This is a genomic window from Mycobacterium sp., from assembly GCF_032161845.1.
GTDB lineage: Bacteria > Actinomycetota > Actinomycetes > Mycobacteriales > Mycobacteriaceae > Mycobacterium.
The window spans coordinates 20,490-46,375 of sequence record NZ_JAVRQA010000079.1 but is presented as its reverse complement, the minus strand read 5'-3'; the positions used below and the strand labels follow the sequence as shown (position 1 = coordinate 46,375).

The following is a 25,886-nucleotide window of genomic DNA, read 5'->3' as shown; positions in this document are numbered from 1 at the left end:
TGCGACTGGACAACGTGCCTGGCGCGCTGGTCGCTGCGATGACCGAGTTCGCGATCCGCGACATCGACCTCACCCGCATCGAATCCCGGCCAACTCGAATCGAATTGGGCACCTACGTCTTCTTCCTAGACTGCGTCGGACACATCGACGACGATCCTGTCGCCGAGGCACTTCGAGCGCTGCACCGACGTTGTGCAGATGTGAGATACCTGGGTTCCTGGTCATCCGGCTCCGCCGCAGGTGCGACTCCGCCGGTGACAGACGAGGCCTCCGATTGGCTGGCCGCACTTCGAGAGGGGCGTGCCCGATGACCGGTCGACTGGTACTGGTCCGCCACGGGCAGACGCACGGCAACGTCGCCCGGCGGCTCGACACCCGACCGCCCGGCGCGGCACTCACCGACCTCGGCCACGAACAGGCGCGGGCGTTCGGCCGCGCGTGGGAACATCCCGTCGGCCTGATCGCGCACTCCACGGCGCTGCGGGCGGTCCAGACGGCGGCAGAGATCGGCGAGCAACTCGGGCTGAGTCCCGTGGAGTTGGACGGGATCCACGAGGTTCAGGTCGGCGATCTGGAGAACCGCGACGACGACGACGCTCACGAAGAGTTCAACGGCATCTACCGGCTGTGGCACGAGGGTGGCCTCGACGTCGGGATTGCCGGCGGTGAGAGCGGTCAGCAAGTGCTGGACCGGTACCTACCGGTGGTGACCCAGCTGCGTCTGCGGTATCTCGACGACCACGCCTGGACGGGTGACATCGTCGTGGTCAGCCACGGCGCCGCAATCCGCTTGGTGGGTGCCGTGCTTTCGGGGGTGGACCCCGGGTTCGCGATCGAGCATCACCTCGCGAACACCGAGTGCGTGGTGCTGAGTCCGATCACCGACGGACGATGGAGCTGCCTGCAGTGGGGCACCTTCACGCCGCCCTTCGAGCCGGTCGAACATCCGGTCGAGGATGTGCCGCACGGCGCCGACCCGTTGGGCTGAGTCAGCTCAAGAAACGGCCGACGCGGCAATCCTCGCCGTGCACGCGCACCCGACGGCTTCGCAGTCGACGCTGAAGGCATGCAGGCCGTCTGGCATGGCGCAGTCCTCAGTGCACTCGATGGCGAACAAGGCATGGTGAATGACGGTGCCGTGACAGTGTTCGAGGCCCTCGCGGCACTCACGACACACACTGTTCATAGCCACTTTCTAGCACTGCCGACCGACGAATTCCGGTTGCCGCGCTAGGTTTTGCTGCTCCTGCCCACCGAAATTACGCCCAGCCGAGTTCGTGCAGCTTCTCGTCGTCGATGCCGAAGTGGTGTGCGATCTCGTGGATCACCGTCACCGTCACCTCGTCCACCACGTCACCTTCGGTCTCGCAGATGTCGAGCAGGGCGCCGCGGTAGATCGTGATGGTGTCTGGCAGGGATCCGAAGTACGTCGAGTCGCGCTCGGTCAGGGCGATGCCCTCGTAGAGTCCGAGCAGGTCCGGTTCCTCGGGGTGACGGTCCTCGACGAGAACGACGACGTTGTCGATCGCCTTGGCAAGCGCCGCCGGTATCTCGTCCAACGCGTCGGACACCAGCTCGTCGAACCGTTGCGAGCTCATCGAGGCCGCCATCGCGGCTACTGTCCGGGCGCCGGGCCGGGTAGCACCGGAACCACGGGTGCCGGTTCACCGGGAGGCGGCGCGGGCGCCGCGGGATCTCCCGCGGCCGGCGGCAAGGGCCCGTCCTGTGGCGGCAGCTGACCGTCGCCCGCCGGTGCGGGTGGTGCTGGCGGGCCGTTGAGGAAGGTGTTGCCCTGCGGCGGGGGCGCAACGCCCGACGTCGATGGTGACGACGTGCTCTGGGTCTCGGTCTGCGTCGGACCGACCTGCTGCTGCCCGGGCAGATGGTTGGAGCCCTGGTTGCTCGAGCTGCTCGAACCGCCTTGGTCACTGAGGTCGATCTGTGACGAAACCTGGGACGACGTGTCCACCGACGGCAGCGGGATCGGCGGCATGTCCAACCGCTCCTCGGGGATGTCGGGGACCGGGACGGGCGGCTGACCATTGATCATCAGGGGACCCTTGGCGCTGTTGAGCAGTGTCGACCAGCCGCCATTGCCCAAGGTCGCCCCGATGCTGCAGGACACCTGCTTGCTTCCCGCGGTCCAACTCGGTAGCGAGATCGTGCTGTAGATCAGTGTCAGCGTGGTCTTGCGCAGTGCGACGGGCGCCAGGTATGCGTCCGTCATCTGCGTGCAAGAGTCCTTGACGAACTGATCCTGGTCGCCGTCGGGCGGTACCGGACCTGGGAACTTCTCGGCGAGGTTCACGGAACCGGTGACCTCCATGGCGTGCGGTTGCGCGCAGTCCACCGGGATGTCGGTCGGCTGGTTGGTGGCGGGGTCGATGCCAAGACACGTGCCTGCCGGCCACACCTTCGACTGGTCGATGTCGGCGACCTTGCCCGCGAACGCGAGTTGACGGTTGTCCGGGCCCGCCAACTGCAGGCCGCACAGCATGCGCCGCTCATCGGACTGACGCCAGGCCTTGTCGCCGGACCAGACCAGGCTGACGCTGAATCTGCCATTGGGGTCGTACTTCGCGCCGAGATACTGGCGCGCTGCGGCCTGGCACTGCTCCTGGCTGATCTGCTTGATGCGAGCGTCGGACGGTGGCGCGGCGTCGGGACCGTACTCGGTGCCGGGAAAGGTCCTCATGTCGATCGTCTCGGCGACCTCGAAGCGGTGTTCGTCCTTGCAGTCGACGATCTGCGCTGCGTCGGGGACCTGCTCGGGCCAGCTCAGGCAGGTGCCGCTGGCGGCGTGATCGAACGTGTCGTTGCCGCGCGCACCGCCGCCGAGGATCGTCGAACCCGAATTGAGCCCGATGGGGAGTCTGCCGTTCGGGCCGCCGGGGATCGCGGTGATCAGGCCGGCGATGAGGAGGCCGCCGAGCGCGGTCAGCAGCAGAGCCCGACGGGTCGAGTCGGCCTGCAGGCTTCGCCACCACGTCGGGCTGCCCGAGTGCTTCTCAGCCTCGTCTGCCGACTGGGTCGAGCCCAGTTCCGTGGCGGTGGGTGCATCCAACATCGGCTCCATTGTGACAGGCGCGCCAGGTCATGTGACAAGAGATGCAGTTGTAATGTTATGTGGTTGTGCCCCGCCGCCGGTGTTTGCCGGGGCAAAACGTAGGGTTTCCCCGTGATCGACCTCAAGCTGCTGCGTGACGATCCCGACCGGGTCCGCGCGTCGCAACGGGCGCGGGGTGAGGACCCTGCCCTCGTCGACGTGCTGCTGGGCGCCGACGCGACACGACGTTCCGCGATCTCGACGGCCGACAATCTGCGGGCCGAACAGAAGACGGCGAGCAAGGCCGTTGGCGCGGCGTCCGCCGACGAGCGGCCCGCCCTGCTGGCGCACGCCAAGCAACTCGCCGAGGGCGTCAAGGCCGCGGAAGCCGAGCAGACCGCCGCGGATGCCGCGTTCACCGCGGCGCACATGGCGATCTCGAACGTCGTGATCGACGGGGTCCCGGCCGGCGGCGAGGACGACTTCGTGGTGCTCGACACCGTGGGCGAGCCGCCCGCGATCGAGGACCCGAAGGACCACCTCGAAATCGGCGAGGCGCTCGGGCTCATCGACATGGAGCGCGGCGCCAAGGTGTCAGGGTCACGCTTCTACTTCCTCACCGGCTTCGGTGCGCTACTGCAACTCGGCGTCATGCAACTCGCCGTCAAGCTCGCGACGGAGAACGGCCACACCCTCGTCATCCCGCCCGTGCTGGTGCGCCCAGAGGTGATGTCCGGCACCGGATTTCTCGGCGCCCACGCCGATGAGGTCTACCGCCTCGAAGCCGACGACATGTACCTCGTCGGTACCTCGGAGGTCCCGCTGGCCGGCTACCACGCCGACGAGATCATCGATCTGTCCGAAGGGCCGCGGCGCTACGCGGGGTGGTCGTCCTGTTTTCGCCGCGAGGCCGGTAGCTACGGCAAGGACACCCGCGGGATCATCCGCGTGCACCAGTTCGACAAGGTAGAGGCCTTCGTCTACTGCAAGCCGGAGGACGCGGCCGCCGAGCACCAGCGCCTGCTGGAACTCGAGCGCCGGATGTTGGCCTTGATCGAGGTGCCGTACCGCGTGATCGATACGGCCGCAGGCGATCTGGGCTCATCTGCGGCCCGCAAGTTCGACTGCGAAGCATGGATTCCCACCCAGGGGACGTACCGCGAGTTGACCTCGACGTCGAACTGCACCACGTTCCAGGCCCGTCGCCTGTCCACCCGCTACCGCGACGAGAACGGCAAGCCGCAGATCGCCGCGACGCTCAACGGCACGCTGGGTACCACGCGTTGGTTGGTCGCGATCCTGGAGAATCATCAGCAGCCGGACGGCAGTGTCCGAGTCCCGGATGCGCTGGTGCCCTACGTCGGAAGGTCGGTGCTGACACCATGAGCAAGAGCGGACTTGAGACGATCGAGCTGGACGAGGCCGAACTGCGGACCTGGTTCGGCTTCGGCGTGGCAGGCAACTTCGCCGGCCACCTCGAGCAGGCGGGCGAGGCGGCCGACTTCATCAACGTCACCAGTGAAGGAACCGCACCCAAGGGCATCTTCCCCTGGTACGCACCGGGTCATGACGGCTTCCTCGGTGAGTTCCCGCTGTCGCACGACGCCATCCTGCTTCCCGACAGCGATACGCCGCTCAATCTGCAGATCGAGCCGGAGGTCGGGCTGGCCTGCCACGTGAGCTGGCAGGGTGACACCGTGGTGTCCCTGCAACCGTTTGCGCTTGGCGCATTCAACGACTGCTCGATCCGCCGTCCGAACGCACCCAAGATCAGCCACAAGAAGAACTGGGGTCCGGCGTCGAAAGGCGTTGCGGCGCAGTTCTTCGACATCGGCGATCTGACGCCCGACGGCCCCACGTCGACACTGCGGCTGGTATGCAACCTGCGCACCGCGGACGGCACCGAGCACGCGTACGGAGTGGACAGCCCGCTGCTGGGCTACTCCTACTACGGCGAAGTGCTGCTCGACTGGATCACCGAGCGGCTCGCCAACCAGAAGGGCTCGGCCGAGACTCCGCTCGAGGACGTCGGGGCGCTGATGGTCGCGTCCGGTCATCCCTCGAACGTGTTGATCGGCATCGGTGCGACGCGCTACACCGAACTCGGCGAGTCGACGTTCCTGCAGCCGGGCGACGAGGCGATCGTCAGGGTGTACGACACCACTTCCGACGTGTCTTCTGAACTGCGACAGGTAGTTTCGTCCCGCTAGGAGGTCCGATGGCTGGCGTTGCGGTAGCCCAACTGTGGCGGTTCCCGGTGAAGTCGATGGGCGGCCACCGGGTCGACGCGGTGCGGGTCGAGCGGCGCGGAGTGCACGCTGACCGGCTCTGGGCGGTGCGCGACCTCGAGAACGACATCACCGCTTCGGCGCGCCGCCTGCCCAAGCTGTTGGGCTGCTCGGCGGCCTACCCCGTGGAGCCGACGGCCGACGCCGGTCCCGGCCGAGTCCCCGAGGTGATGATCACCTTCCCCGACGGCGTCGAGTGCTCGAGCTCGGACCCCGCGATCCATCGGTTGCTGTCCGAGCTCGTCGGCCGCGAGGTCCAATTGACCTCCCTTCCTCCGCTGGAGGACACGAGCAGACACCGGCTGTCGGTGCAGCAGTCGAAGGCCAACTTCGCCGCGGGGGAGGTGCGTCGCGACTTCGGCCTCTCGGATTCCGAAGCCCTGCCCGATACCGCGATCTTCACCCCAAAGCAGATCCTGACGCTGGCGCAGTTCTCTACGCCGCCAGGCACTTTCGTCGATCTCGGGCCGGTGCACCTGATGAGCTCGACAAGCCTGGCGTCGCTGTCGGCGAGCGACGAACCGTACGACGTGCGACGATTCCGGCCCAACGTGCTCGTCGACGTCGCCCAACCGGACGACGAGTTTCCCGAGGCGGCATGGGTGGGCGGTGACGTCGAAATCGGCTCGGCCACACTGCGCGTCACGAATCCGACCATCCGCTGCGTGGTGCCGACCCGGCCTCAGCCCGGGTTGGACCTCGATCGTGGACTCACGCGGCGGCTGGTGGACCGCACTGATCGCTTCCTCGGGGTGTATGCCGATGTGACACGACCGGGTCTGCTGCGGGTCGGCGACACAGTGTCGATCACGGCTGCCGGCCCGCCGAGTTCCGGCCGACGGGCGCTGACGGCGGCGAGGAAGGCCGCGACGCGCCAGGTGCAGCGGCTACTCGAGGCCACCATCGTCCGTGAGGAGCGCTAACCGCCCCCCCCAACTCACGAGATCTACACCACGGTCGTCGTCACGTCGACGTCACGACGCTGGTGTAGATCTCGCGAGATGTGGGGGAGTGCTAGTCAGGGGCTCAGCAGCTCGTCGAGGACCGTCAGGAACTCCTTGGCGCGCAACGGGGTGAACGCGGGACTGGGCCGGGTGCCTGGCACGTCGAGCGTCACCAGCGTCGACTTGATCGGTCGCCAAACATCGAGCGGAAGCCAACGGCGCAGGTCCGAACTGCCCCAGATCCGGAAGCGGTTGACCACCAGGCCAAGTGACTCGGTCTGGTAGCCGCGGACCGACCGCAGCGGGATGACCTTCGACGTGCCCGACGGAAAGTGGTAGCGGCGCAATGTGATCGCTTGACGGTCCAGCTGAATCAGGCCGTCGTCGTACGTCAGAGCTCCGCTCATTGGCTCGCCTTGGCGCTCCTGAGCTCGTGGCCCTTCGACGTGAGACAGCGGCCATTGGTCAGATTCCACGCCCAGCCGTGCAGATTGCACGTCAGCGTCGTGCCGTCGATCACGCCGAACTTCGAAAGGTCCGCCTTGAGGTGCGGGCACCGACGTTGAATCTCCCAGCCGTCCAACGTGATCGACGCGGAGTCGTCGTGGGTCTCGGCGAACCAGCCGTCCGCGTACGCGATGCGCTCGTCTGTCAGGCACTTGAAGAACGTGTACAGGTACTCGTTGAAACCGCCCACCCGCCATGCCTTGAAGCGCGTCGAGAGGAAGATGGTGTTGACCCAGTCCGGCTCGTCGTCCCGCAGCACCGTGCGCACCAGTTCGGGGGGGATCTCGAAACCGTAGCGGAACTTCTCATCCGGAATGGCTTCGCGCACCGCGCGTTTCGGGAAGTCCAGCACCACCGTCTCGGCGCCGATCCGGAGTTCGACGGGATATCCGATGCCGTCGCAGATCTGGTCGCTCTGCAGCATGATCGGCTCGAACTTGGCCCGCAGGGGTTCGAGCAGCGGCTCGCCTGCGGCGGGGGCCCAGCCAGCCTTGATGGCGGCCAGTGCCGGAGCCATTCGCTTGGCGTAGTCCTCGAGGTAGGCAGCCTTGCCCGTCGTGAAGATCGCCTCGGGGTCGGCCACGGGGTGTGTCAGTGAATTCAGTTGCGAGCCAGTGAGATCGGCGGTGGAGCCCGGAATCATCAACAGGCCGCGATCGTGACCGTTGGTGCGCATCTGGTCGAGGAACACGACCTGGTCGGGAAAGATGTTGGCCGGGTCGCCGTGGTCGTCGTTGAGGTCGCGAAGCGCGCTGTCGAGAAAGCACGGCGGGCCGGCTGACGGGACCACCCAGGTGGCGTCGACCTGCGCGATGTACTGACGACATCGGTCCATCTGACGTTGGCGCTTCTGGATGCCGAACGCCTCCTTGGCGCGCGCGGGCATGTCGTAGACCATCGGGTACCAGATCGCTCCGGAGTACTGCAGCATGTGCACGTCGACGGGGCCGAATTCGTCATGCAGCACGTCCAGGTCGACGGGGCGCGCGTCATTCATGTTGAACGCGACCGTTTCTCCGTCGGAGACCACCAACCCGGAGTCCCCGATGGGACCGTCGGCCGGTGCGCGCAGGGCGATGATCATCACGTCGAGATCGCCCTTGGGTCCGCTCACCCGGTGTTTCACCGAGTCCGTGGTCTCGAAGAACCGGTGGAAGCCGAGAGCTTCGAGGGCGCGGCGGAGGTCGGGTACCGGGAAGTCCGGCAGCAGGACGACGGCGTCCTTGTTGACGTGCGCGGCCAGATGGGCCGGATCGAAGTGATCCTTGTGCAGGTGACTGACGTACAGGTAGTCGCAGTCGCCGAGGCCGCCCCAGTCCAGCTGGCTGTTGTCGGGGAATGGGAACCACGACGCGAAGTAGGCCGGGTTGACCCAGGGGTCGCAAAGGATGCTCCCGGCCTTGGTGTCGATCCGGAAGCCTGCATGTCCGACGCTTGTGACCTGCACCTATTGCCTTTCCTGCGGGGTATCGGCTCGGTCGAGTTTAGTCCCAGGCGCGGCGGTAGTACGCCATGCGCTCAGTATCCGGCGTCACGCCGTACGCCTCGAGCAGCGTCGCCTCGAAACCGCCTGCACCTTCTGTCGGGAAGTTCCAGTCCAGCGACATCGACGCAATGGCCAGGTCGGCCCAGCGGTCGGCGACACCCAGGTCGCCGAGGTCGACGTGTCCGCAGAACGTGCCGTCGTCGGCCATCAAGGTGTTCGGTGAGCACGCGTCGCCGTGGCACACCACCAGCAGATCGGCAGGCGGGGCGTCCTCGGGCACCCACGACGGCCTGCCGAACGGGCAGTCGGCGACAGGCAGTGCATCGTGCAGCCGCCGCAGACCGGTGCCGATGGCCCTGGCGGCGGTACGGGGTGCATGGGCCCAGCGCGGGTCCACTGCCGATCGCCCTGGCAGGCCAGCGGTGTGCAACCATCCGAGTCCGGCCGACAGCACTCGCGGCACGGTCACGTACTGGCTCGCCCACTGCAACCGTTCGGCCTCGGCCACCAGCAGGCCTGCGTGCTCGTTCGGCGGGCAGGAGCGCAGCGACTCGGGGGATGTTTCGGGGTAGCACTTGACGAACTCCGCGCCGGAGTCGATCGCGAAGGTAACGCCGCCGAGTTCGTTGACCCAGACGGCGCTCGCTGGCCGGTGCGCAGCCACCTTTGCAACGACGTCGGGCACGGATACCGGCGAACTGGGAAATGTCACCGGACTAGGCTGCCAGGTGTGGAGCCGGTATACGGGACTGTCATCAACCTCGCCCGCTGTGTGTGGCGGCTGCAGGGGCTGAAGTTCACCGTCACCGGCGTGGAGAATCTGCCCGTCACGGGCGGCGCGGTGATCGCGATCAACCACACCGGCTACTTCGACTTCACCTTTGCCGGACTGCCCGCCTTCAAGCAGGGTCGCGGCCGCAAGGTCCGCTTCATGGCCAAGCGCGAGGTCTTCGAAAGCAAGATCAGCGGTCCCATCATGCGCAGCCTGCGCCACATCCCGGTGGACCGCGACAGTGGTGCCGCATCCTTCGCCGAGGCGTGCCAGAGGCTCAAGGAGGGTGAGCTCGTCGGCGTCTACCCAGAGGCGACGATCAGCAGAAGCTTCGAAATCAAGGAGTTCAAGTCGGGCGCCGCACGCATGGCGATCGCCGCCGACGTGCCGATCGTTCCGCACGTCGTGTGGGGCGCCCAGCGGGTGTGGACCAAGGGTCATCCCAAGAACATGCGACGGCCGAAGGTGCCCATCTCGATCGCGGTCGGTGAGCCCATCATGCCGACGCTGCCCGCGGCGGAGCTGACGGCGCTGCTGCACTCGCGCATGCAGCATCTCCTCGAGCAGGTTCAGATCGCCTACGGGCAGCATCCGGCCGGCGAGTTCTGGGTGCCGCACCGGATGGGCGGCGGCGCGCCGACGCTCGCGGAAGCCAACCGGATGGATGCCGACGAGGCCGCCGAGAAGGCCGCCCGCCGCGAGGCGCGCGTGCGCGAAGAGCAGTCAGGTCCGGCGCAGCGCAGCGAATCGGACGAGCCAACGGGCTAGCGGCATGGAACCGGTCTTCCGAATTCTGGAGATCACGGCCGTGACCGCGGTGCGAGCCACCGGCACGCGGATCACCTATCAAGGCGTGGAGAACATCCCGGCGGCCGGCGGCGCGGTGATCGCCATCAACCACACCGGCTACCTCGACTTCCTGCCCGCGGCACTCGCCGCGAAGAAGCGCGGGCGGCGTCTGCGCTTCATGATCAAGGCCGAGATGCAGAAGGTGAAGATCGTCGACTTCCTGATCAAGCATGCGAAGGCCATCCCGGTGGATCGTCGTGCCGGGGCGGGCGCCTACGCGGTGGCGGTGACGCGGCTGCGCGAAGGCGAGCTCGTCGGTGTGTACCCGGAGGCCACCATCAGCCGAAGCTTCGAGCTCAAGGACTTCAAGACGGGGGCGACGCGGATGGCACTGGAGGCCGGTGTGCCGATCGTTCCGGTCATCGTGTGGGGCGCTCACCGCATCTGGACCAAGGACCACCCGAGAAACGTGGGACGCAAGAAGATCCCGGTCACCGTCGCGGTCGGCCCACCGCTGCCACCCGTCGGCTCTGCGGATCAGTTGATGCGCGAGCTGCGCGCGGAGATGGCCGACCTGCTGCACGCGGTGCAGCAGTCCTACGATCACCCGGAAGGTGCCTACTGGGTGCCCCGCCGACTCGGCGGTGGCGCCCCGACCATGGAACAGGCGAGGGTGCGCGAAGACGCCGAACTCGCCGAGCGCGCTCGAAAGGAGTCGGAGAACCTCTAGTGCTGCCCACTCTCATCGCCACCGACGTCGACGGCACCCTGCTCAACCAAGACGAGCTCGTCACGCCCCGAACCAGGGCCGCGGTCCTGGCCGCGGTCGACGCGGGCACCCAGTTCGTGCTCGCGACGGGCCGGCCGCCCCGCTGGATCTCACCAGTAGTGGAGGCGCTCGGCATCGCACCCATGGCGGTCTGCGCCAACGGCGCGGTGCTGTACGACTCGGCGACCGATCGCATCCTGTCCGCCCAGACGTTGTCCGTCGACGTGCTCGCGCAGCTCGCCGAGGTGGCGACGCGCGTCATCCCCGGCGCCGGGCTTGCGGTGGAACGCGTCGGCCGCAGTGCGCACGACGCGGCGACGCCGCAGTTCCTCAGCTCACCCGGTTACGAACACGCCTGGCTCAATCCCGACAACACCGAGGTGTCGCTCGAGGACGTGCTGAGCGCGCCCGCGGTCAAGCTTCTGATCCGCAAGGCGGGAGCGCGGAGCGCCGACATGGCGGCGGCGCTGGCACCACACGTCGGCATCGAAGGCGACCTGACCTACTCGACCAACAACGGTCTGATCGAGGTGACGCCGCTCGGTGTCAGCAAGGCCACCGGCGTTGACGAGGTGGCCAGGCCACTTGGCATCACGGCCGAGGACGTCGTCGCGTTCGGGGACATGCCCAACGACATTCCGATGCTGCTCTGGGCCGGGCTTGGCGTGGCGATGGGCAATGCGCACCCGGAGGCGAAGGCTGCGGCCGACGAGGTCACCACGCCCAACACCGACGACGGGCTGGCGCGGGTTCTCGAGCGTTGGTGGCTGTAAGCCCCCTCAGCTCTTGTCGCCGATGGGCGTGAAGCGCTCGAGTTGCACCGGGGCGTCGCCTTGATCGAGCGGGATCTCGAGGGCGATGCCGTCGATCACGCGGGTGACCGTGCCGTGTTCGCGGTCGAAGTTCAGCGTGCCGTGCTGGAAGTTCTGCACGATCCACTGCGGCTCCTGAATCTCGCCGCTGGTCGGTAGGCCGAGCGCGCCGCGCTCGAAACCCAGCTTGCCCCAGGCTTCGTAGATGGAGCCGGTGACGGGTTCGGCCCCGCTGTCGGGTGACCAGTACAGCGCACCCTTTTCGAACGTCACGTATCGGGACGCGGCGTCGCCGGGAGTCTCCGGAGTCTGGGGGGCACCCAGCGGGCTTGCCTCGCCGCCCAGCTCGGCCCACTTGGTGAAGATGGCCCCGCCGCGCAGGGTATCGGCCAGAGACCGTGGGCCGATGGGGGTGTTGAAGTGGGCTGCGGTGTCGCGCAGCAGTGGCATGGCCGCGTAGGCGGCGTTGCCCGGGCAGTCGGTGTTGCCGACGTCGCGGTGGGTGAAGATCGTCGGCAAGGGGACGGCGGTGCCTCTGGCGAACTTCGTGAACGAACCGCCCGCCGAGGTGAGGACGACGGTGCCCATCGGGTCGACGTGATCGAGGCCGAGTCGCCAGCCGAGGAGGCGTCCCGTGGTGCGCAGTTGGATGGGTGTCGGTGGAACGTCGTCGAAGGTCCCGAGCATCGCCACCCCCCAGGTGTCGGCGTTGAAGCCGCCGGTGTGGGCGCCCTCGACGGGGCGGTCGATGCCGCCTGCGCGGCCCTCGAAGACCTGCCCGTATCTGTCGACGAGCGCGTTGTAGGCGATGTCGCACCAGCCGAGTGTGCGGGTGTGGTATTCGAAGATCGATCGGACGATGCCGGCTGAGTCTTCGGGGGTGTAGTCGTTGCTGCCTGCGGTGTGGTGGACGATGCCTGCGCGAACTCCGCTGTCGTACACCGTCTTTCCGCACACCTCCGATTCGTCGGCACCCCATTGGGCACGCCCGATGATGGGCGGCGGGACTCCGGGTGGCGTGGCGGCCTCCGGTGGCAGCGACGAGATGTCGACCGGCGCCTGGGGTGGGCTGATCAGCACGGCTTTGAAGTCCTGGTTCAACGGTTGTTCGACGTTGGCCGGGAGGTACCCGAGGTCGCCCTTCGGCCCGGCCGACGGGGGGCCGATGGGCGCGGTCGGCGCTGGCGCCGGTCGGTGCACCGCGATCTGGACGTCGGTGGTGTGGCCGACGAAGACGGGTTCGGTGCCGCGCACTGGGGCATCGGGGCCGACACCCTCGAGGGTGTCCGCCTCGTACCACGGTCCCCAGGAGCCGTCGGCCTTCTTGGCGCGGACGCGGGCCGTCGTCCCAGTGAGGTCATCGGCGGTGAGGGCCACCATCGCGAACGGGGTGTCCTGGTGCAGTTCGCGGATCGTCTCGCCGCCGCCGACGCCGGATAGCGGGCGTTCGACGATCAGCGGGGTCGTGGCGACGGGGGTGCGGTCGGCTTCGTCGGGCACGCCATAGATGGCCAGCGGCAACATCACTGCCGTCGCCGCGACGGCAGAGAAGAGCAGCGACGGCAATTGGCGACGACACGGCACGGCCCGATGTTACGTATGAGTCAGGTGTTACTACTGTTTCGACACGGTTTGTCCGAGGTACATCTCGCGCGCAACGGCACCGCAGAGCCCGTTCGTGGCTTCTGCGGTGCCGTTTCGTCGCAGGATCTAGGCGGCGGGAAGTGCTGCCGGGGCTGCTGCCGCCGCTGCCGCCGCGGGTGCTGCCGCACCTTGCTGGATGGCGCCCGTGATCATCGGCATGACCATGCCCTTGAGCAGATCGATCGCCTGACCGGCACCAAGGGTCTGAGCGGCGCTGCCGAGATCGCCGAGCAACCCTCCACCGCCGCTGGATGCCGCCGGAGCGCCGAGGCCGAGCGAGGGGTCCCCGCCGAGGATCGGATAGGTGCCCGCGGACGGGTCGAGGCCGATCGGATCGGCGATCGGGACCTCACCTGCGCCAGGCAGGCCAAGGCCGGTGTTGGCCGCCGGTGTCGTCAACCCCGGCAACGCGCCGGTGGGGCTGGTCAGTGCCGGGTTCGTCAGGCCGGCGCCACCGAGTCCTGGCGTCGTCAACCCCGGGGTGGTGAGGCCGGGCGTGGCCAGGCCTGGCGTGGCCAGGCCTGGCGTGGTGAGACCGGGTGTGGTCAGGCCTGGCGTGGTCAGACCGGGTGTGGTCAAACCGGGAGCCGTCAGGCCAGGTGCGGTGAGACCAGGTGCAGTGAGGCCGGGCGCCGTGAGACCCGGTGCCGTCAAACCAGGTGACGTCAGCCCCGGGCTGGCGAGACCGGTAAGGCCGGGGGTGGTCAGGGCCGACGCCGGAGATGCGCCGGATCCCGTCAGGAGCCCGGTCGGCAGCGGCGGCAGGTTGACCCCGAACTGTGACAGCCCCTGGGTAAGGGCGCCGATCAGCTCGTTGGGCAGGTCGGTAACGAGGGCGGCCTGGACGAACTCACGGTGCTGCGGCGCTGCGTCGGTGGTGGGTGTCAGGTCGGATAGCGCGACAACTGCAACTGGACTTGCAACGGCCAGGGCGGCGACTGCGCTCATGGCTGTCGAGAGCTTGCGTCGACGACGGTTAGGCACGGAAGTCTCCTCAGTATTTCTTGGACCGTGTGTAGAGCTTCTGGTGTTTTGATGCAACGCGTTCGATGGTACGGCTGGGACTGGTGTGCCTAGAGTGACGATGCGCAATCGTGAGCGAATTGCGACCTGCCGTAGTCGAGCGACGAGCCGAGCACGCATTCGAGCCCCGACCCCCGCGTCGGATACCCTTGCTGCCGATGACAGCTCCTTCTTCCCAGGTCGCTGCGCTCCAGGCAGGTGGCCACTTCGACCTCATAATCGTCGGCTCCGGATTCTTCGGTCTGACGATCGCCGAACGCGTGGCCACGCAGCTCGACAAGCGTGTTCTGGTCCTGGACCGCAGACCCCACATCGGCGGCAACGCCTACTCCGAGCCCGAGCCGCAGACCGGTATCGAGGTGCACAAGTACGGCGCCCACCTCTTCCACACCTCCAACCAGCGCGTGTGGGACTACGTCAGGCAGTTCACCGAGTTCACGGGCTACCAGCACCGCGTCTTCGCCATGCACGCCGGGCAGTCCTACCAGTTCCCCATGGGTCTTGGCCTGGTGTCGCAGTTCTTCGGCAAGTACTTCACGCCGGATGAGGCCCGCGCGCTGATCGCCGAGCAGGCCGCCGAGTTCGACACGAAGGACGCGGAGAACTTCGAGGAAAAGGCGATCAGTCTGATCGGGCGCCCGCTCTACGAGGCGTTCGTGAAGCACTACACGGCGAAGCAGTGGGAGACCGATCCGACGAACTTGCCGGCAAGCAACATCACCCGCCTGCCGGTGCGCTACACCTTCGACAACCGCTACTTCAGCGACACCTACGAGGGCCTGCCGGCCGCCGGCTACACCGCATGGTTGCAGAACATGGCCGCCGACGACCGCATCGAAGTGCGGCTGGGCACCGACTGGTTCGACGTCCGCGATCAGCTTCGCGCCGAGAGCCCGGACGCGCCGGTCGTCTACACCGGTCCGCTGGATCGCTACTTCGACTATTCGGCAGGCCGGCTCGGTTGGCGCACGCTGGACTTCGAGACCGAGGTGCTGGCCACCGGCGACTTCCAGGGCACGCCGGTGATGAACTACAACGATGCCGACGTGCCGTACACCAGGATTCACGAGTTCCGGCACTTCCACCCCGAGCGTGCCTACCCGACCGACAAGACCGTCATCATGCGCGAGTATGGGCGCTTCGCCAAGGACGACGACGAGCCCTATTACCCCATCAATACCCCGGAGGATCGGGCGATGGTCACGGCCTACCGTGAACTGGCGCGCGCCGAGGCCGCGTCGGCGAAGGTGCTCTTCGGCGGCCGCCTCGGCACCTACCAATACCTCGACATGCACATGGCGATCGCCAGTGCGTTGAACATGTACGACAACACGCTTGCGCCGCACCTCCGCGACGGTGCGCCGCTCGAAGAAAGCAGCTGAGAATGAGTGACATCCCGTCGGGCGCGCTCGACGCCGGACAAGACCGAGCGGTCAGCCTGCTGTCCCGCGTGATCCTCCCGCGACCCGGTGAGCCGCTGGACGTCCGGTCTCTCTACATCGCGGAAGCGAGCACCAACTCTAGGCGCGCGCACGCGCCGAGCCGGACCACGCTGGAGATCGGAACCGAATCCGAGGTCTCGTTCGCGACGTACTTCAACGCCTTCCCCGCCAGCTACTGGCGCCGGTGGACGATCCTCGAATCCGTGGTGCTGCGAGTCGAATTGACCGGCAGCGCGCGGGTCGACGTCTACCGCTCCAAGGCCACTGGCGCCCGTATCACGGTCGCGGGCAGCCAGGTGTCGAGCGAGAACCCCGACCAGCCCGCGGTCGTGGAGTTCGAGGTCGGCCTCGATCCGTTCGAGGACGGCGGCTGGATCTGGTTCGACGTCAACACCGACACCAAGGTCACGTTGCATAGCGCGGGTTGGTATGCGCCGATCCCCGCCCCGGGCCGGGCCAACGTGGCCGTTGGCATCCCGACGTTCAACCGGCCGTCGGACTGCGTCAATGCGCTCGCCGCGCTCACGTCGGATCCGTTGGTCGACGCGGTGATCACCGCGGTGATCGTGCCCGACCAGGGCACCAACAAGGCCAAGGACCATCCCGACTTCGCTGCCGCCGCAGCGGCGCTTGGCAATCGGCTGGCCGTTCACGATCAGCCCAACCTCGGCGGGTCCGGCGGCTATAGCCGGGTGATGTACGAGGCGCTGAAGAACACGGACTGCGAGCAGATCCTCTACATGGACGACGACATCCGCATCGAGCCCGACTCGATCCTGCGGGCGCTGGCGTTCAACCGATTCGCGAAGTCGCCCATGCTGATTGGCGGCCAGATGCTCAATTTGCAGGAGCCCTCTCACCTGCACGTGATGGGCGAGATGGTCGACCAGTCGAACTTCATGTGGACCAACGCGGTCAACACGGAGTACGACCACAACTTCGCCAAGTTCCCGCTGAACGACGAGGAGGAGCTGCGCAGCCGTCTCCTGCACCGCCGCATCGACGTCGACTTCAACGGCTGGTGGACGTGCATGATCCCGCGGGCCGTCGCCGAGGAACTCGGCCAGCCCCTGCCGCTGTTCATCAAGTGGGACGACTGCGAATATGGGCTGCGCGCAGCCGAACACGGCTATCCAACGGTCACACTGCCCGGCACCGCGATCTGGCACATGGCGTGGAGCGACAAGGATGACGCGATCGACTGGCAGGCGTACTTCCACCTGCGCAACCGGTTGGTGGTGGCGGCCATTCACTGGGACGGCAGCGTCACCGGCCTGGTCGCCAGCCATCTGAAGGCGACCATCAAACACCTTCTCTGCCTTGAGTATTCGACGGTTGCGATCCAGAACAAGGCGATGGACGACTTCCTGGCGGGCCCCGAACACATCTTCTCCATCCTGGAGTCGGCACTGCCCGAGGTGCGAAGGATGCGCCAGGCCTACCCGGACGCGGTGGTGCTGCCGAGTGCCACCGCGCTGCCGACGCCGTCGGACAAGCGGTGGCGCAAGAAGGTTCAGATCCCCGTGAGCCCGCTGGCGATCTCGCTGCGGCTGAGCCGCGGCGTCGTCCACCAACTGAAGGCGCATGATCCGCAACACCACGTCCGCCCGCAGATCAACGTCGCCACCCAGGACGCGCGGTGGTTCTCCCTGTCAAGGGTCGACGGCGTCACGGTTACCACGGCCGACGGTCGCGGCGTCGTGTTCCGCCAGCGTGACCGAGCCAAGATGTTCGAGCTCCTCCGCGAGTCGCTGAAGCGTCAGGCACTGCTGATCCGCAAGTTCAACCGCATGCGGCGCGTGTACCGCGACGCGTTGCCCGTGCTGGCCAGCACGCAAAAGTGGGAGACGGTGCTGCCCACGTCGACGGCTCCGGCAGAAGCATCCCGGTGACCGACACCCTGCGGGGCGAGGATGCGGCACTGGTCGCCGTCCAGTCGACCCTCGCCGGGCGCCCTGGCGTCCTTCCCGGGGCGCGTGCCCTTTCACACTTCGGCGAGCACAGTGCGGGCTGGGTCGGGGTGTCGCTACTTGGGGCGCTGCTGCAGCCGAAGCGACGGAGGGTCTGGCTGACCGCGGGCATCGGTGCGTTCGTCGCCCACGCCGCCGCGGTCGTCATCAAGCGGGTGGTGAAGCGGGAGCGTCCGCACCACCCGTCGATCGCCGTCAACGTCTCGACGCCGAGTCGGCTCAGTTTCCCCTCGGCGCATGCGACGTCGACCACCGCCGCGGCGATCCTGCTGGGTCGCGCGACGGGTCTGCCGCTGCCGGTGCTGTTGGTACCGCCGATGGCGTTGTCCCGCTTGGTGCTTGGCGTGCACTATCCGACGGACGTGCTCACCGGGGTGGCCGTGGGAACAATGGTGGCGAAGACGGTTGGCGCCGTTGCCGACCGGAAGGAGACAGGTGAGCGCGCATGAGTGAGGAAGCGCCGCCCGTGGCGGGACCGCCCAAGAATCTGGCAACGGGGATCGTCAAGGCCCTTCGCCCGCGCCAGTGGGTGAAGAACCTGCTGGTTCTCGCGGCTCCGCTTTTTGCCCTCGGCGGCAACTTCGAGTACGACTACCGTGACGTGCTGATCAAGGTCGGCATCGCGTTCGTGGCGTTCAGCCTTGCTGCCTCGTCCATATATCTCATCAACGATGCCCGCGACGTCGAGGCCGACCGCGAGCATCCGACGAAGAGGTTCCGCCCCATCGCCGCGGGCGTGGTGCCGCAACAGCTCGCCTACGCGCTTGCGGTGGTACTCGCGGCGATCTCGCTCACCGTATCCTGGCTCGTTACCCCGAACCTCGCCGTGGTGATTGCGGTCTACATCTGCATCCAGCTGGCGTACTGCTTCGGCCTCAAACATCAAGCCGTGCTGGACATCTGCATCGTGTCGTCGGCTTATCTGATCAGGGCGATCGCCGGCGGCGCCGCGGCGGGCATTCCGTTGTCGCAGTGGTTCCTGTTGGTGATGGCCTTCGGCTCGCTGTTCATGGTGGCCGGAAAGCGTTACGCGGAACTGCAACTCGCCGAACGTACGGGCGCCAAGATCCGCAAGTCGCTGGAGAGTTACACCAGCACCTACCTGCGATTCGTCTGGACGCTGTCGGCGACCGCCGTGGTGGTGTGTTACGGACTGTGGGCGTTCGAGCGGGACCGCATCAACGACGGATCCTGGTTCGCCATCTCGATGGTCCCGTTCACGATCGCGATCCTGCGCTACGCCGTCGACGTCGACGGCGGGATGGCAGGCGAGCCCGAGGACATCGTGCTGCGCGACCGCGTGCTGCAGTTGCTTGGCGTGGCGTTGATCGGAACCATTGGTGCGGCCGTCTACTTCAGCTGACCGGCCGAGTGCCGCCGCCGGGCTCCGGTTGGCGCGCTGGCCTGCGTTCCCGTACAACGCCACCGTGCGGATCAGCCTCTGGCTCAGCGTGATGGTGGTCGGCGTGCTGTACGCATGGGGCGCCTGGCAGCGCAGGTGGATCGCCGACGACGGTCTGATCGTCCTGCGTACCGTGCGAAACTTGTTGGCGGGCAACGGCCCCGTCTTCAACCAGGGTGAGCGGGTGGAGGCCAACACGTCGACGGTGTGGACGTACCTGGTCACCCTCGGGGCGTGGATCGGCGGGCCGGTACGGCTCGAGTACGTGGCCCTGATCCTGGCCTTGGTGCTGAGCGTCGCTGGCATCGTGTTCGTCATGCTCGGCACCGGCCGGCTCTACGCGCCGGGCCTCCGCGGCAGGCAGGCCCTGCTGCTTCCCGCCGGTGCGGTGGTCTACGTCGCGATTCCCCCTGCACGGGACTTCGCGACGTCAGGGCTCGAAAACGGTTTGGTGCTGGCCTATCTCGGCTTGCTCTGGTGGCTGATGGTCTGCTGGTCGCAGGCGCCAAGGGTCAATCCCACCGCCCAGAACGAGGCTCCCGGCAATGCCACGGGGCGCGTGTTCGACGGTGCGCTGGCGTTCGTCGCCGGCCTCAGCGTGCTGATCAGACCGGAACTCGCGCTGATCGGCGGACTCGCCCTGGTGATGATGCTCATCGCGGCGCACGGCTGGCACCGGCGGTTGCTCGTCGTCGCCGCAGGCGGCCTGCTGCCCGTGGTCTACGAGGTGTTCCGGATGGGGTACTACGGCCTCCTCGTCCCCGGCACCGCGATTGCCAAGGACGCGTCGGGTTCCAAGTGGTCGCAGGGTTTCGTCTACCTCTCCAACTTCAATCACCCGTATCTGCTGTGGGTGCCTCTGGTTCTGCTCGCGGGTCTTAGCCTGCTGCTACTCGGGGTCCGCAGTCTGCTGTGGCGCAAGCGCGGGCCGGTCGGTCCCAGTCGCGGGCGATGGTCGAGCCTGCTTCAAAGTCCAACCGCCGTAGTGGTTTTCATGGCGGGTAGCGGTCTGCTTCAAGCGGTCTACTGGATCCGTCAGGGTGGCGACTTCATGCACGGCCGCGTCCTGCTGACGCCGTTGTTCTGCCTGCTGGCACCGATTTCGGTGATCCCCGTGGTGTTGCCGTCGGGGATGCGCGCGGTCCGCGGCCCCGGTTATCTGTTGGCGGGCGCCACCACGGTGTTCTGGCTGGCGGTCGTCGGCTGGTCGATGTGGGCGGCGAACTCGCCCGGTCTCGGTGCGGACGCGACGAGGGTCACGTACTCCGGCATCGTCGACGAGCGCCGCTTCTATGCGCAGGCCACCGGCCACGCGCATCCGCTGACGGCCGCCGACTACCTCGACTACCCGCGCATGCGCGCCGTCGTCGCGGCCATCGACAACACCCCGGAGGGCGCGCTGCTGCTGCCGTCCGGCAACTACGACCAGTGGGACGTCGTCCCCGCGATCCCGCCGCCACCCCCGGCGCCCGGCGAACCTCCGCTCACCGAGGCGCAGCGTCGCGGCCCGCACACCGTGTTCTTCACCAATCTGGGGATGCTCGGCATGAACGTCGGTCTCGACGTTCGGGTCATCGACCAGATCGGGCTGGCCAATCCGTTGGCCGCGCACACCGCGCGCCTCGAGGACGCCCGCATCGGCCACGACAAGAACCTGTTTCCCGACTGGGCGGTGGCCGAGGGGCCGTTCCTGCCCATGCGGCCCTACATTCCGCCGTATCTCGACGAGGACTGGGTGGCGCAAGCAAAGATCGCACTGACCTGCCCGGAGACCGACGCCATGCTCTCGTCGGTGCGGGGCCCGCTGGGACTGAAGCGGTTCGCCTCGAACGTGCTCAACGCCTGGCAGTTCACCAATTACCGGATCGACCGCGTGCCGCGCTATGAGCTGGCCCGATGCGGTCTGGAACCGCCCCCGCCGAAGGTCGCGCCCTACACCGGCCTGCCCGCGACGGGGCCCTGACCCAGCCCACGGGATTTGTTTGCCAGCTGCTCGTTCTGCTTTGGTAACGGTCAGGCCACGTTGAGGCGATACACAGTCGAGTGAGTCAGCACTTGCCATGAGCTGTGCCACGGAAAACCGCCGTTCACCGGCGCCGGACATACGAAATTGGATGGTAAGAGCGAACCGATGTGGACGATTTCGCGCCTCGGCGCCGGGAAATCCGAGCTTCGCCGCGCCTTCGTGGTGTTGGCCGCGGTGCTCGCGCTGCCCGTCATGACGGCGCTCGGCGACGTCTCGGGGGGTACTCCGACGGCGTCGGCCTTCTCCCGCGCGGGTCTGCCCGTCGAGTACCTCGACGTCTACTCGGCGGCGATGGGCCGCAACATCCGCGTCGAGTACCAGCCCGGAGCCGCCCCGGCGGCGACATCGGACCCCGGCACGGCCCCGGCCACCCCCGCGCCCGAGGTGGCGGGCGCGGGCGCTCCGGTGACCCCGACAGCTGAGGCGACCGACGTGCCCCACCCGCCTGCCGCAGTCCCCGCGCCCCCGAGCAAGGCGGTGTACCTCCTCGACGGTTTGCGCGCGCAGGACGACTTCAACGGCTGGGACATCAACACGCCCGCCTTCGAGTGGTTCTACAACTCGGGCGTCGCGGTGGTCATGCCCGTCGGTGGCCAATCCAGCTTCTACACCGACTGGTATTCACCATCGAGTTTCAACGATCAGACCTATACCTATAAGTGGGAGACGTTCCTCACCAAGGAACTCCCGGCGTATCTCGCATCGGCCAAGCAGGTCTCGCCGACGGGCAACGCAATCGTCGGCCTGTCGATGGCTGGTGGCGCCGGGTTGATCCTTTCCGCGTACCACCCCGCACAGTTCAAGTACGCGGCATCGCTTTCTGGGTTCCTCAACCCGTCGACGCTCTTCATGAAGCAGGCGATCCGGGTCGCGATGCTCGATGCGGGCAGCTACAACGTCGACAACATGTGGGGCCCGCCGTGGGATTCGGCGTGGAAGCGCAACGACCCGGTCGTTCAGGTCGACCGAATCGTCGCCAACGGCACGCGGCTGTACGTCTATTGCGCGCCCGGCGGTGGACCGCTCGACGAGAACGTCGACCCAGGTCAGTCGTTCAACGCCAACAGCTTGGAGTCGCTTGCCATCAACAGCAACAAGCGCTTTCAGGAGAAGTACGCCAAGGCCGGTGGCAGCAATGCCACCTTCGTCTTCCCGCCAGAGGGAAACCATTCGTGGGCTTACTGGGGTCAGCAGCTGCAGACCCTCAAGCCCGACCTGATCGCCACGCTCAATGGCTGAGTCGGTGACCAGGAAGGACACGTGCAGGAGAGAGGTATCACTCCTGCATGTGGTTGACTACAGCGGCACGCAGCGGGTCTGTCGTGCGGCATTCGAATGAAAAGGATTCATACAAGCATGAGTTTCGTAGGCAAGATGGCGCGCCGCGCTGCGGTTGTGGCCCTGGCAGCGGGAACGCTGGCAGGACTGGTCGGCGCCGTCGGCGGCTCGGCGACAGCAGGGGCATTCTCGAAGCCGGGACTGCCGGTCGAGTACCTGATGGTTCCGTCCGCAGGCATGGGCCACGACATCAAGATCCAGTTCCAGAGCGGCGGGTCCAACGCGCCCGGCGTCTACCTGCTCGACGGTCTCCGCGCGCAGGACGACTTCAACGGCTGGGACATCAACACGGCCGCCTTCGAGTGGTACAACGGCTCCGGCCTCTCGGTGGTCATGCCCGTCGGTGGACAGTCGAGCTTCTACAGCGATTGGTACAAGCCGGCCTGCAGCAAGAAGACCGGCATCTGCTCGACGTACAAGTGGGAAACCTTCCTGACGTCTGAGCTTCCTGCCTACCTCGCGGCCAACAAGTCCGTCGACTCCACGCGGACCGCTGCGATCGGCCTCTCGATGGCCGGTTCGGCGTCGCTGACGCTGGCCATCCACCACCCGCAGCAGTTCCAGTACGCGGCCTCGCTGTCGGGCTTCCTCAACCTCTCCGAGGGTTGGTGGCCCGGCCTGGTGAACACCTCGATGGGTGACGCCGGCGGCTACAAGGCCGACGACATGTGGGGACCCGCCGAGACCGATCCCGCCTGGAAGTACAACGACCCGATGGTCAACCTGGCGACATTGGTCGCGAACGGCACCCGCATCTGGGTCTACTGCGGCAACGGCACCCCGTCGGATCTCGGCGGAAACAACCTGCCTGCCAAGTTCCTGGAGAGCCTGACCCTGCGCACCAACAAGACGTTCCAGGACAACTACCTCGCTGCCGGCGGCAAGAACGCCGTGTTCAACTTCCCCGATGCCGGCACGCACGACTGGCCGTACTGGGGCCAGCAGCTGCAGGCGATGAAGCCTGACATCCAGCGCGTACTGAGCGCCACTCCCGCGGCGTAGCAAAAAGCGATCGATCGGCGGCGGCGATCCCTTCGGGGGTCGCCGCCGTCGCTCGTTTCCGGCGCGTCCCGTCGTCGTGATGTGATTCACTACAACCCGAGCGGACGGGGCGCTCAGTCGGTCGACAGATTGGTGAGGTGGGTATGAGGCTGGTCTCGATGCTCTTCCGGACGATGTGTGCCCTGACGCTGGCCGCGGGTTTGTGGATGGCGAGCCCCCACATCGCGAGGGCCGCGGGGGTCGAGTACCTGATGGTTCCCTCGGCGGCGATGGGCCGCGACATCCCCGTCGCCTTCCAAGCCGGTGGCCCGCACGCGGTGTTCCTGCTGGACGCTTTCAACGCCGCGCCGGACGTCAGCAACTGGGTCACCGCGGGCAACGCGATGAGCGCCCTCGCGGGCCGCGGCATCTCGGTGGCCGCGCCGGCAAGCGGAGCCTGGAGCATGTACACCGACTGGGAAGCCGACGGCAGCAAGCAGTGGGACACCTTCCTGTCCCAGGAGTTGCCGGACTGGCTGGCCGCGAACAAGGGCCTGGCTCCCAACGGGCACGGCGTCGTCGGTGCCGCCCAGGGTGGCTACGGCGCCATGGCACTTGCCGCCTTCCACCCGGACCGGTTCCGCTACGCGGGTTCGCTGTCCGGTTTCCTGACCCCGTCCCAGACCACGTTCAACGGTGCGATCACCGCCGGGCTGGCGAGCTTCGGCGGTGCCAACACCCAAGCCATGTGGGGTGCGGCGCAACTGGGTCGGTGGAAGTGGCACGACCCCGACGTGCACGTCGACCTGTTGAACGCCAACAACACTCGCCTGTGGGTGTACAGCCCCGCGGCACTGAGCTGCACTGACCCCGCCGCGATGATCGGCGTCTGCGACCAGGCCGCAGGCAGCAACCGCACCTTCTATCAGCACTACCGCTCGGTCGGTGGTCACAACGGGCACTTCGACCTCGGCGGCGGCGGGCAACACGATTGGGGCAGCTGGGGTCCGCAACTCGGCGCGATGTCAGGCGACCTGGTCGCCGCCATCAGGTAGAGGCGCTCGGGCACGACTTCAGCAAACGGTTCCCGTGGTCCGGTGATGGCAGCCGGTACGTTGGAGGCGTGCAACTCGGCAGACCTCGGACGGCAAGCGCCGCAATGGCCTGTGCGGCATTGATGGTCAGTGGTTGTGGCATGGGCGACGACGTGATGGCAACCATCGGGATGCCGCAATCGGAGACCGCGACGTCGGGAACCAGCGTGCAGACCTTCGCCGAACCGCCGGCGGTGGACTCGGGTGAGGCGCCTGACTTCGTGATCACGCCGGCGCAGCGCGCGTTTCTCGACGCGCTCTCCGAAGCGGGCGTGGAACCGTCGAGTGAATTATCCGCCTTGAACATCGGCTCCTGCGTGTGCCAGGCGCGTGCCGCCAGGCAGAGCGACCAGGAGGTGTGGGACTTCGTCCTGCCGATGGTGCGCGGCGACGTCAGGGACTCGTATGCCGAATCGATGGCTCCGCCAGCCGGCCAGGTCAACTCCGAGACCGCCGACTACATTCGCATCGCCAACGACACACTCTGCTAGTAGGAGACTCCCCACTTCATGGCCAACAACCGCCAACGCAAACGTCATCGACTCCTCGCGCTAGTCGCGGCAGGGTCGGTGGCGGTACTGGTCGGTCTCGTCGCCGTCGGGCTCTGGATTCTGATGCGGTCCCCAGACTCACCGCCGTCGGCGACGCCGCCCACCGCCCAACCGTCGACCGGCTTGACGACGCCGGGTCAGAAGCCGCGGCCGGAGTTCCAGGACGCCAGTTGCGCGGACGTGATGGTGTTGTCGATTCCCGGCACCTGGGAGTCGTCGCTCCAACTCGACCCCGCCAACCCGACGCAGTTCCCGATCGCGCTGCTGCTCAACGTCACCAACCCGCTGCGGCAGGCGTTCGGCGAGGACAGGGTCGCCGAGTACACGGTTCCGTACACGGCGCAGTTCCACAATCCGTTCGCGGCGGACAAGCAGATGTCATACAACGACAGCCGCGCCGAGGGCACCAAGGCCGCGGTCAAGGCGCTGACGGACATGAACAGCCGCTGCCCGTTGACGAGTTACGTGATCGTCGGGTTCTCCCAGGGCGCGGTCATCGGTGGCGACATCGCCAGCGACATCGGCAACGGCCGGGGTCCCGTCGACGCGGATCTGGTGCTCGGCGTCACGTTGATCGCGGACGGGCGTAGGCAGGACGCCGTCGGTCAGGACATCGGGCCCAATCCCCCGGGCCAGGGAGCGGAGATCACGTTGCACGAGGTGCCGATGCTGGACGGCCTCGGCCTGACGATGACCGGCCCGCGGCCCGGCGGCTTCGGCACGTTGAACGACCGGACGAACGAGATTTGCGCCACCGGGGACCTGATCTGCTCGGCACCTGAGGGGGCGTTCTCGATCGTCAACCTCCCAAAGACGTTGGAAGTACTCAGCGGAGGTGCGGGGCAGCCGGTGCACGCCCTGTACAACACCCCGGAATTCTGGGTGCTCGACGGGCAGACTTCGACCCAGTGGACGCAATCGTGGGCCCGAGGCGTCATCGACAACGCGCCCCATCCGAAGCACGGCTGAGTAGCGGCCAGTAGTTGCTGTGTCGGCGCGGGG

The 25,886-nt window shown here is 67.1% G+C and carries 25 protein-coding genes; 18 read left to right on the top strand and 7 right to left on the bottom strand.

Going from position 1 to position 25,886, the window contains the following annotated elements; translation table 11 throughout:
* Both QOD90_RS04895 and QOD90_RS04890 read left to right on the top strand, forming a co-directional pair.
* Positions 1-311, top strand: a 311-nt coding sequence (locus QOD90_RS04895; RefSeq protein ID WP_526347237.1) for an ACT domain-containing protein, incomplete at its 5' end; no start/stop codon positions are given.
* On the top strand, positions 308-988 hold the full coding sequence (locus QOD90_RS04890; RefSeq protein ID WP_526347235.1) for a histidine phosphatase family protein: 681 nt from the start codon (positions 308-310) through the stop codon (positions 986-988). The genes QOD90_RS04895 and QOD90_RS04890, both read left to right, overlap by 4 nt.
* Before the next feature lie 271 nt (positions 989-1,259).
* On the opposite strand, the gene QOD90_RS04885 is transcribed toward QOD90_RS04890, so the two are convergent.
* On the bottom strand, positions 1,260-1,610 hold the full coding sequence (locus QOD90_RS04885) for a metallopeptidase family protein (protein ID WP_526347233.1): 351 nt from the start codon (positions 1,608-1,610) through the stop codon (positions 1,260-1,262).
* A gap of 5 nt (positions 1,611-1,615) precedes the next feature.
* Positions 1,616-3,076, bottom strand: a complete 1,461-nt coding sequence (locus QOD90_RS04880) for a septum formation family protein (RefSeq protein WP_526347231.1) — start codon at positions 3,074-3,076, stop codon at positions 1,616-1,618.
* A 102-nt stretch (positions 3,077-3,178) separates the two neighbouring features.
* On the opposite strand from QOD90_RS04880, the gene serS reads away from it, so the two are divergent.
* Genes serS through QOD90_RS04865 form a run of 3 tightly spaced genes read left to right on the top strand, consistent with a single transcriptional unit; the run spans position 3,179 to position 6,257 of the window.
* Positions 3,179-4,432 (top strand): serine--tRNA ligase, encoded by a 1,254-nt coding sequence (gene serS, locus QOD90_RS04875; RefSeq protein ID WP_526347230.1) that lies wholly within the window; start codon positions 3,179-3,181, stop codon positions 4,430-4,432.
* Positions 4,429-5,256, top strand: a complete 828-nt coding sequence (locus QOD90_RS04870; protein ID WP_526347228.1) for a DUF5718 family protein — start codon at positions 4,429-4,431, stop codon at positions 5,254-5,256. Before serS ends, QOD90_RS04870 begins: the two co-directional genes overlap by 4 nt.
* Positions 5,257-5,264: 8 nt before the next feature.
* A complete protein-coding gene (locus tag QOD90_RS04865; protein WP_526347226.1) occupies positions 5,265-6,257 on the top strand; it encodes an MOSC domain-containing protein in 993 nt (330 codons plus the stop codon).
* A gap of 95 nt (positions 6,258-6,352) precedes the next feature.
* Here QOD90_RS04865 and QOD90_RS04860 read toward each other — a convergent pair whose 3' ends face one another.
* The 3 genes from QOD90_RS04860 to QOD90_RS04850 are packed head-to-tail and all read right to left on the bottom strand — an operon-like array spanning position 6,353 to position 8,983.
* Positions 6,353-6,685 carry a hypothetical protein gene (locus QOD90_RS04860; protein WP_526347224.1) on the bottom strand — a complete coding sequence of 111 codons (333 nt, stop codon included), beginning with the start codon at positions 6,683-6,685 and terminating at the stop codon, positions 6,353-6,355.
* The gene (locus QOD90_RS04855) at positions 6,682-8,232 is read right to left on the bottom strand and encodes a Rieske 2Fe-2S domain-containing protein (protein WP_526347222.1); all 1,551 of its coding nucleotides are present in this window, start codon (positions 8,230-8,232) and stop codon (positions 6,682-6,684) included. The genes QOD90_RS04860 and QOD90_RS04855 overlap by 4 nt, the downstream gene beginning before the upstream one ends.
* Before the next feature lie 37 nt (positions 8,233-8,269).
* The gene (locus tag QOD90_RS04850; protein ID WP_526347220.1) at positions 8,270-8,983 is read right to left on the bottom strand and encodes a phosphotransferase; all 714 of its coding nucleotides are present in this window, start codon (positions 8,981-8,983) and stop codon (positions 8,270-8,272) included.
* A gap of 18 nt (positions 8,984-9,001) precedes the next feature.
* Between QOD90_RS04850 and QOD90_RS04845 the strand changes: the two genes are divergently transcribed.
* The 3 genes from QOD90_RS04845 to QOD90_RS04835 are packed head-to-tail and all read left to right on the top strand — an operon-like array spanning position 9,002 to position 11,374.
* Positions 9,002-9,811, top strand: coding sequence for a lysophospholipid acyltransferase family protein (locus QOD90_RS04845; RefSeq protein ID WP_526347218.1), 810 nt, complete (start codon positions 9,002-9,004; stop codon positions 9,809-9,811).
* A gap of 4 nt (positions 9,812-9,815) precedes the next feature.
* Complete coding sequence (locus tag QOD90_RS04840) at positions 9,816-10,562, top strand: lysophospholipid acyltransferase family protein (protein ID WP_526347216.1); 747 nt, start codon at positions 9,816-9,818, stop codon at positions 10,560-10,562.
* Entirely contained in the window at positions 10,562-11,374 is an 813-nt protein-coding gene (locus QOD90_RS04835) for a Cof-type HAD-IIB family hydrolase (RefSeq protein ID WP_526347214.1), read from the top strand. The genes QOD90_RS04840 and QOD90_RS04835 overlap by 1 nt, the downstream gene beginning before the upstream one ends.
* A gap of 6 nt (positions 11,375-11,380) precedes the next feature.
* On the opposite strand, the gene QOD90_RS04830 is transcribed toward QOD90_RS04835, so the two are convergent.
* Together QOD90_RS04830 and QOD90_RS04825 are read right to left on the bottom strand one after the other, a co-directional pair.
* Positions 11,381-12,937 (bottom strand): N-acetylmuramoyl-L-alanine amidase, encoded by a 1,557-nt coding sequence (locus QOD90_RS04830; protein WP_526347243.1) that lies wholly within the window; start codon positions 12,935-12,937, stop codon positions 11,381-11,383.
* Positions 12,938-13,123: 186 nt separating this feature from the next.
* Positions 13,124-14,041: a hypothetical protein gene (locus QOD90_RS04825; protein WP_526347212.1), complete on the bottom strand. Its 918-nt coding sequence runs from the start codon at positions 14,039-14,041 to the stop codon at positions 13,124-13,126.
* A gap of 197 nt (positions 14,042-14,238) precedes the next feature.
* On the opposite strand from QOD90_RS04825, the gene glf reads away from it, so the two are divergent.
* The 10 genes from glf (at position 14,239) to culp6 (ending at position 25,853) form a co-directional block, all read left to right on the top strand.
* On the top strand, positions 14,239-15,462 hold the full coding sequence (glf, locus tag QOD90_RS04820) for a UDP-galactopyranose mutase (protein WP_526347210.1): 1,224 nt from the start codon (positions 14,239-14,241) through the stop codon (positions 15,460-15,462).
* Positions 15,463-15,464: 2 nt separating this feature from the next.
* Positions 15,465-17,414, top strand: coding sequence for a glycosyltransferase family 2 protein (locus tag QOD90_RS04815; RefSeq protein ID WP_526347208.1), 1,950 nt, complete (start codon positions 15,465-15,467; stop codon positions 17,412-17,414).
* Positions 17,411-17,941: a phosphatase PAP2 family protein gene (locus tag QOD90_RS04810; RefSeq protein ID WP_526347206.1), complete on the top strand. Its 531-nt coding sequence runs from the start codon at positions 17,411-17,413 to the stop codon at positions 17,939-17,941. The genes QOD90_RS04815 and QOD90_RS04810 overlap by 4 nt, the downstream gene beginning before the upstream one ends.
* Entirely contained in the window at positions 17,938-18,855 is a 918-nt protein-coding gene (locus tag QOD90_RS04805) for a decaprenyl-phosphate phosphoribosyltransferase (RefSeq protein ID WP_526347204.1), read from the top strand. The genes QOD90_RS04810 and QOD90_RS04805 overlap by 4 nt, the downstream gene beginning before the upstream one ends.
* The gene (aftB, locus tag QOD90_RS04800) at positions 18,833-20,857 is read left to right on the top strand and encodes a terminal beta-(1->2)-arabinofuranosyltransferase (RefSeq protein ID WP_526347202.1); all 2,025 of its coding nucleotides are present in this window, start codon (positions 18,833-18,835) and stop codon (positions 20,855-20,857) included. Before QOD90_RS04805 ends, aftB begins: the two co-directional genes overlap by 23 nt.
* Before the next feature lie 255 nt (positions 20,858-21,112).
* Complete coding sequence (locus QOD90_RS04795) at positions 21,113-22,159, top strand: alpha/beta hydrolase (protein ID WP_526347241.1); 1,047 nt, start codon at positions 21,113-21,115, stop codon at positions 22,157-22,159.
* A gap of 117 nt (positions 22,160-22,276) precedes the next feature.
* Entirely contained in the window at positions 22,277-23,260 is a 984-nt protein-coding gene (locus QOD90_RS04790) for an alpha/beta hydrolase (protein WP_526347200.1), read from the top strand.
* 143 nt (positions 23,261-23,403) lie between these two features.
* Positions 23,404-24,294, top strand: coding sequence for an alpha/beta hydrolase (locus QOD90_RS04785; protein WP_526347198.1), 891 nt, complete (start codon positions 23,404-23,406; stop codon positions 24,292-24,294).
* A 140-nt stretch (positions 24,295-24,434) separates the two neighbouring features.
* Complete coding sequence (locus QOD90_RS04780; RefSeq protein WP_526347196.1) at positions 24,435-24,824, top strand: DUF732 domain-containing protein; 390 nt, start codon at positions 24,435-24,437, stop codon at positions 24,822-24,824.
* A gap of 18 nt (positions 24,825-24,842) precedes the next feature.
* The gene (gene culp6, locus QOD90_RS04775) at positions 24,843-25,853 is read left to right on the top strand and encodes a carboxylesterase Culp6 (protein ID WP_526347194.1); all 1,011 of its coding nucleotides are present in this window, start codon (positions 24,843-24,845) and stop codon (positions 25,851-25,853) included.
* Positions 25,854-25,886: the final 33 nt, after the last annotated feature.

Bases quoted from the DNA above. Each gene is read 5' to 3' on its own strand.
- QOD90_RS04830 (WP_526347243.1), bottom strand. From the start codon at position 12,937: ATGTTGCCGCTGGCCATCTATGGCGTGCCCGACGAAGCCGACCGCACC.
- QOD90_RS04880 (WP_526347231.1), bottom strand. From the start codon at position 3,076: ATGGAGCCGATGTTGGATGCACCCACCGCCACGGAACTGGGCTCGACC.
- QOD90_RS04840 (WP_526347216.1), top strand. From the start codon at position 9,816: ATGGAACCGGTCTTCCGAATTCTGGAGATCACGGCCGTGACCGCGGTG.
- QOD90_RS04870 (WP_526347228.1), top strand. From the start codon at position 4,429: ATGAGCAAGAGCGGACTTGAGACGATCGAGCTGGACGAGGCCGAACTG.
- QOD90_RS04785 (WP_526347198.1), top strand. From the start codon at position 23,404: ATGAGGCTGGTCTCGATGCTCTTCCGGACGATGTGTGCCCTGACGCTG.
- QOD90_RS04795 (WP_526347241.1), top strand. From the start codon at position 21,113: ATGACGGCGCTCGGCGACGTCTCGGGGGGTACTCCGACGGCGTCGGCC.
- culp6 (WP_526347194.1), top strand. From the start codon at position 24,843: ATGGCCAACAACCGCCAACGCAAACGTCATCGACTCCTCGCGCTAGTC.
- QOD90_RS04805 (WP_526347204.1), top strand. From the start codon at position 17,938: ATGAGTGAGGAAGCGCCGCCCGTGGCGGGACCGCCCAAGAATCTGGCA.
- QOD90_RS04865 (WP_526347226.1), top strand. From the start codon at position 5,265: ATGGCTGGCGTTGCGGTAGCCCAACTGTGGCGGTTCCCGGTGAAGTCG.
- QOD90_RS04790 (WP_526347200.1), top strand. From the start codon at position 22,277: ATGAGTTTCGTAGGCAAGATGGCGCGCCGCGCTGCGGTTGTGGCCCTG.
- glf (WP_526347210.1), top strand. From the start codon at position 14,239: ATGACAGCTCCTTCTTCCCAGGTCGCTGCGCTCCAGGCAGGTGGCCAC.
- QOD90_RS04885 (WP_526347233.1), bottom strand. From the start codon at position 1,610: ATGGCGGCCTCGATGAGCTCGCAACGGTTCGACGAGCTGGTGTCCGAC.
- QOD90_RS04860 (WP_526347224.1), bottom strand. From the start codon at position 6,685: ATGAGCGGAGCTCTGACGTACGACGACGGCCTGATTCAGCTGGACCGT.
- QOD90_RS04815 (WP_526347208.1), top strand. From the start codon at position 15,465: ATGAGTGACATCCCGTCGGGCGCGCTCGACGCCGGACAAGACCGAGCG.
- QOD90_RS04890 (WP_526347235.1), top strand. From the start codon at position 308: ATGACCGGTCGACTGGTACTGGTCCGCCACGGGCAGACGCACGGCAAC.
- QOD90_RS04780 (WP_526347196.1), top strand. From the start codon at position 24,435: ATGGGCGACGACGTGATGGCAACCATCGGGATGCCGCAATCGGAGACC.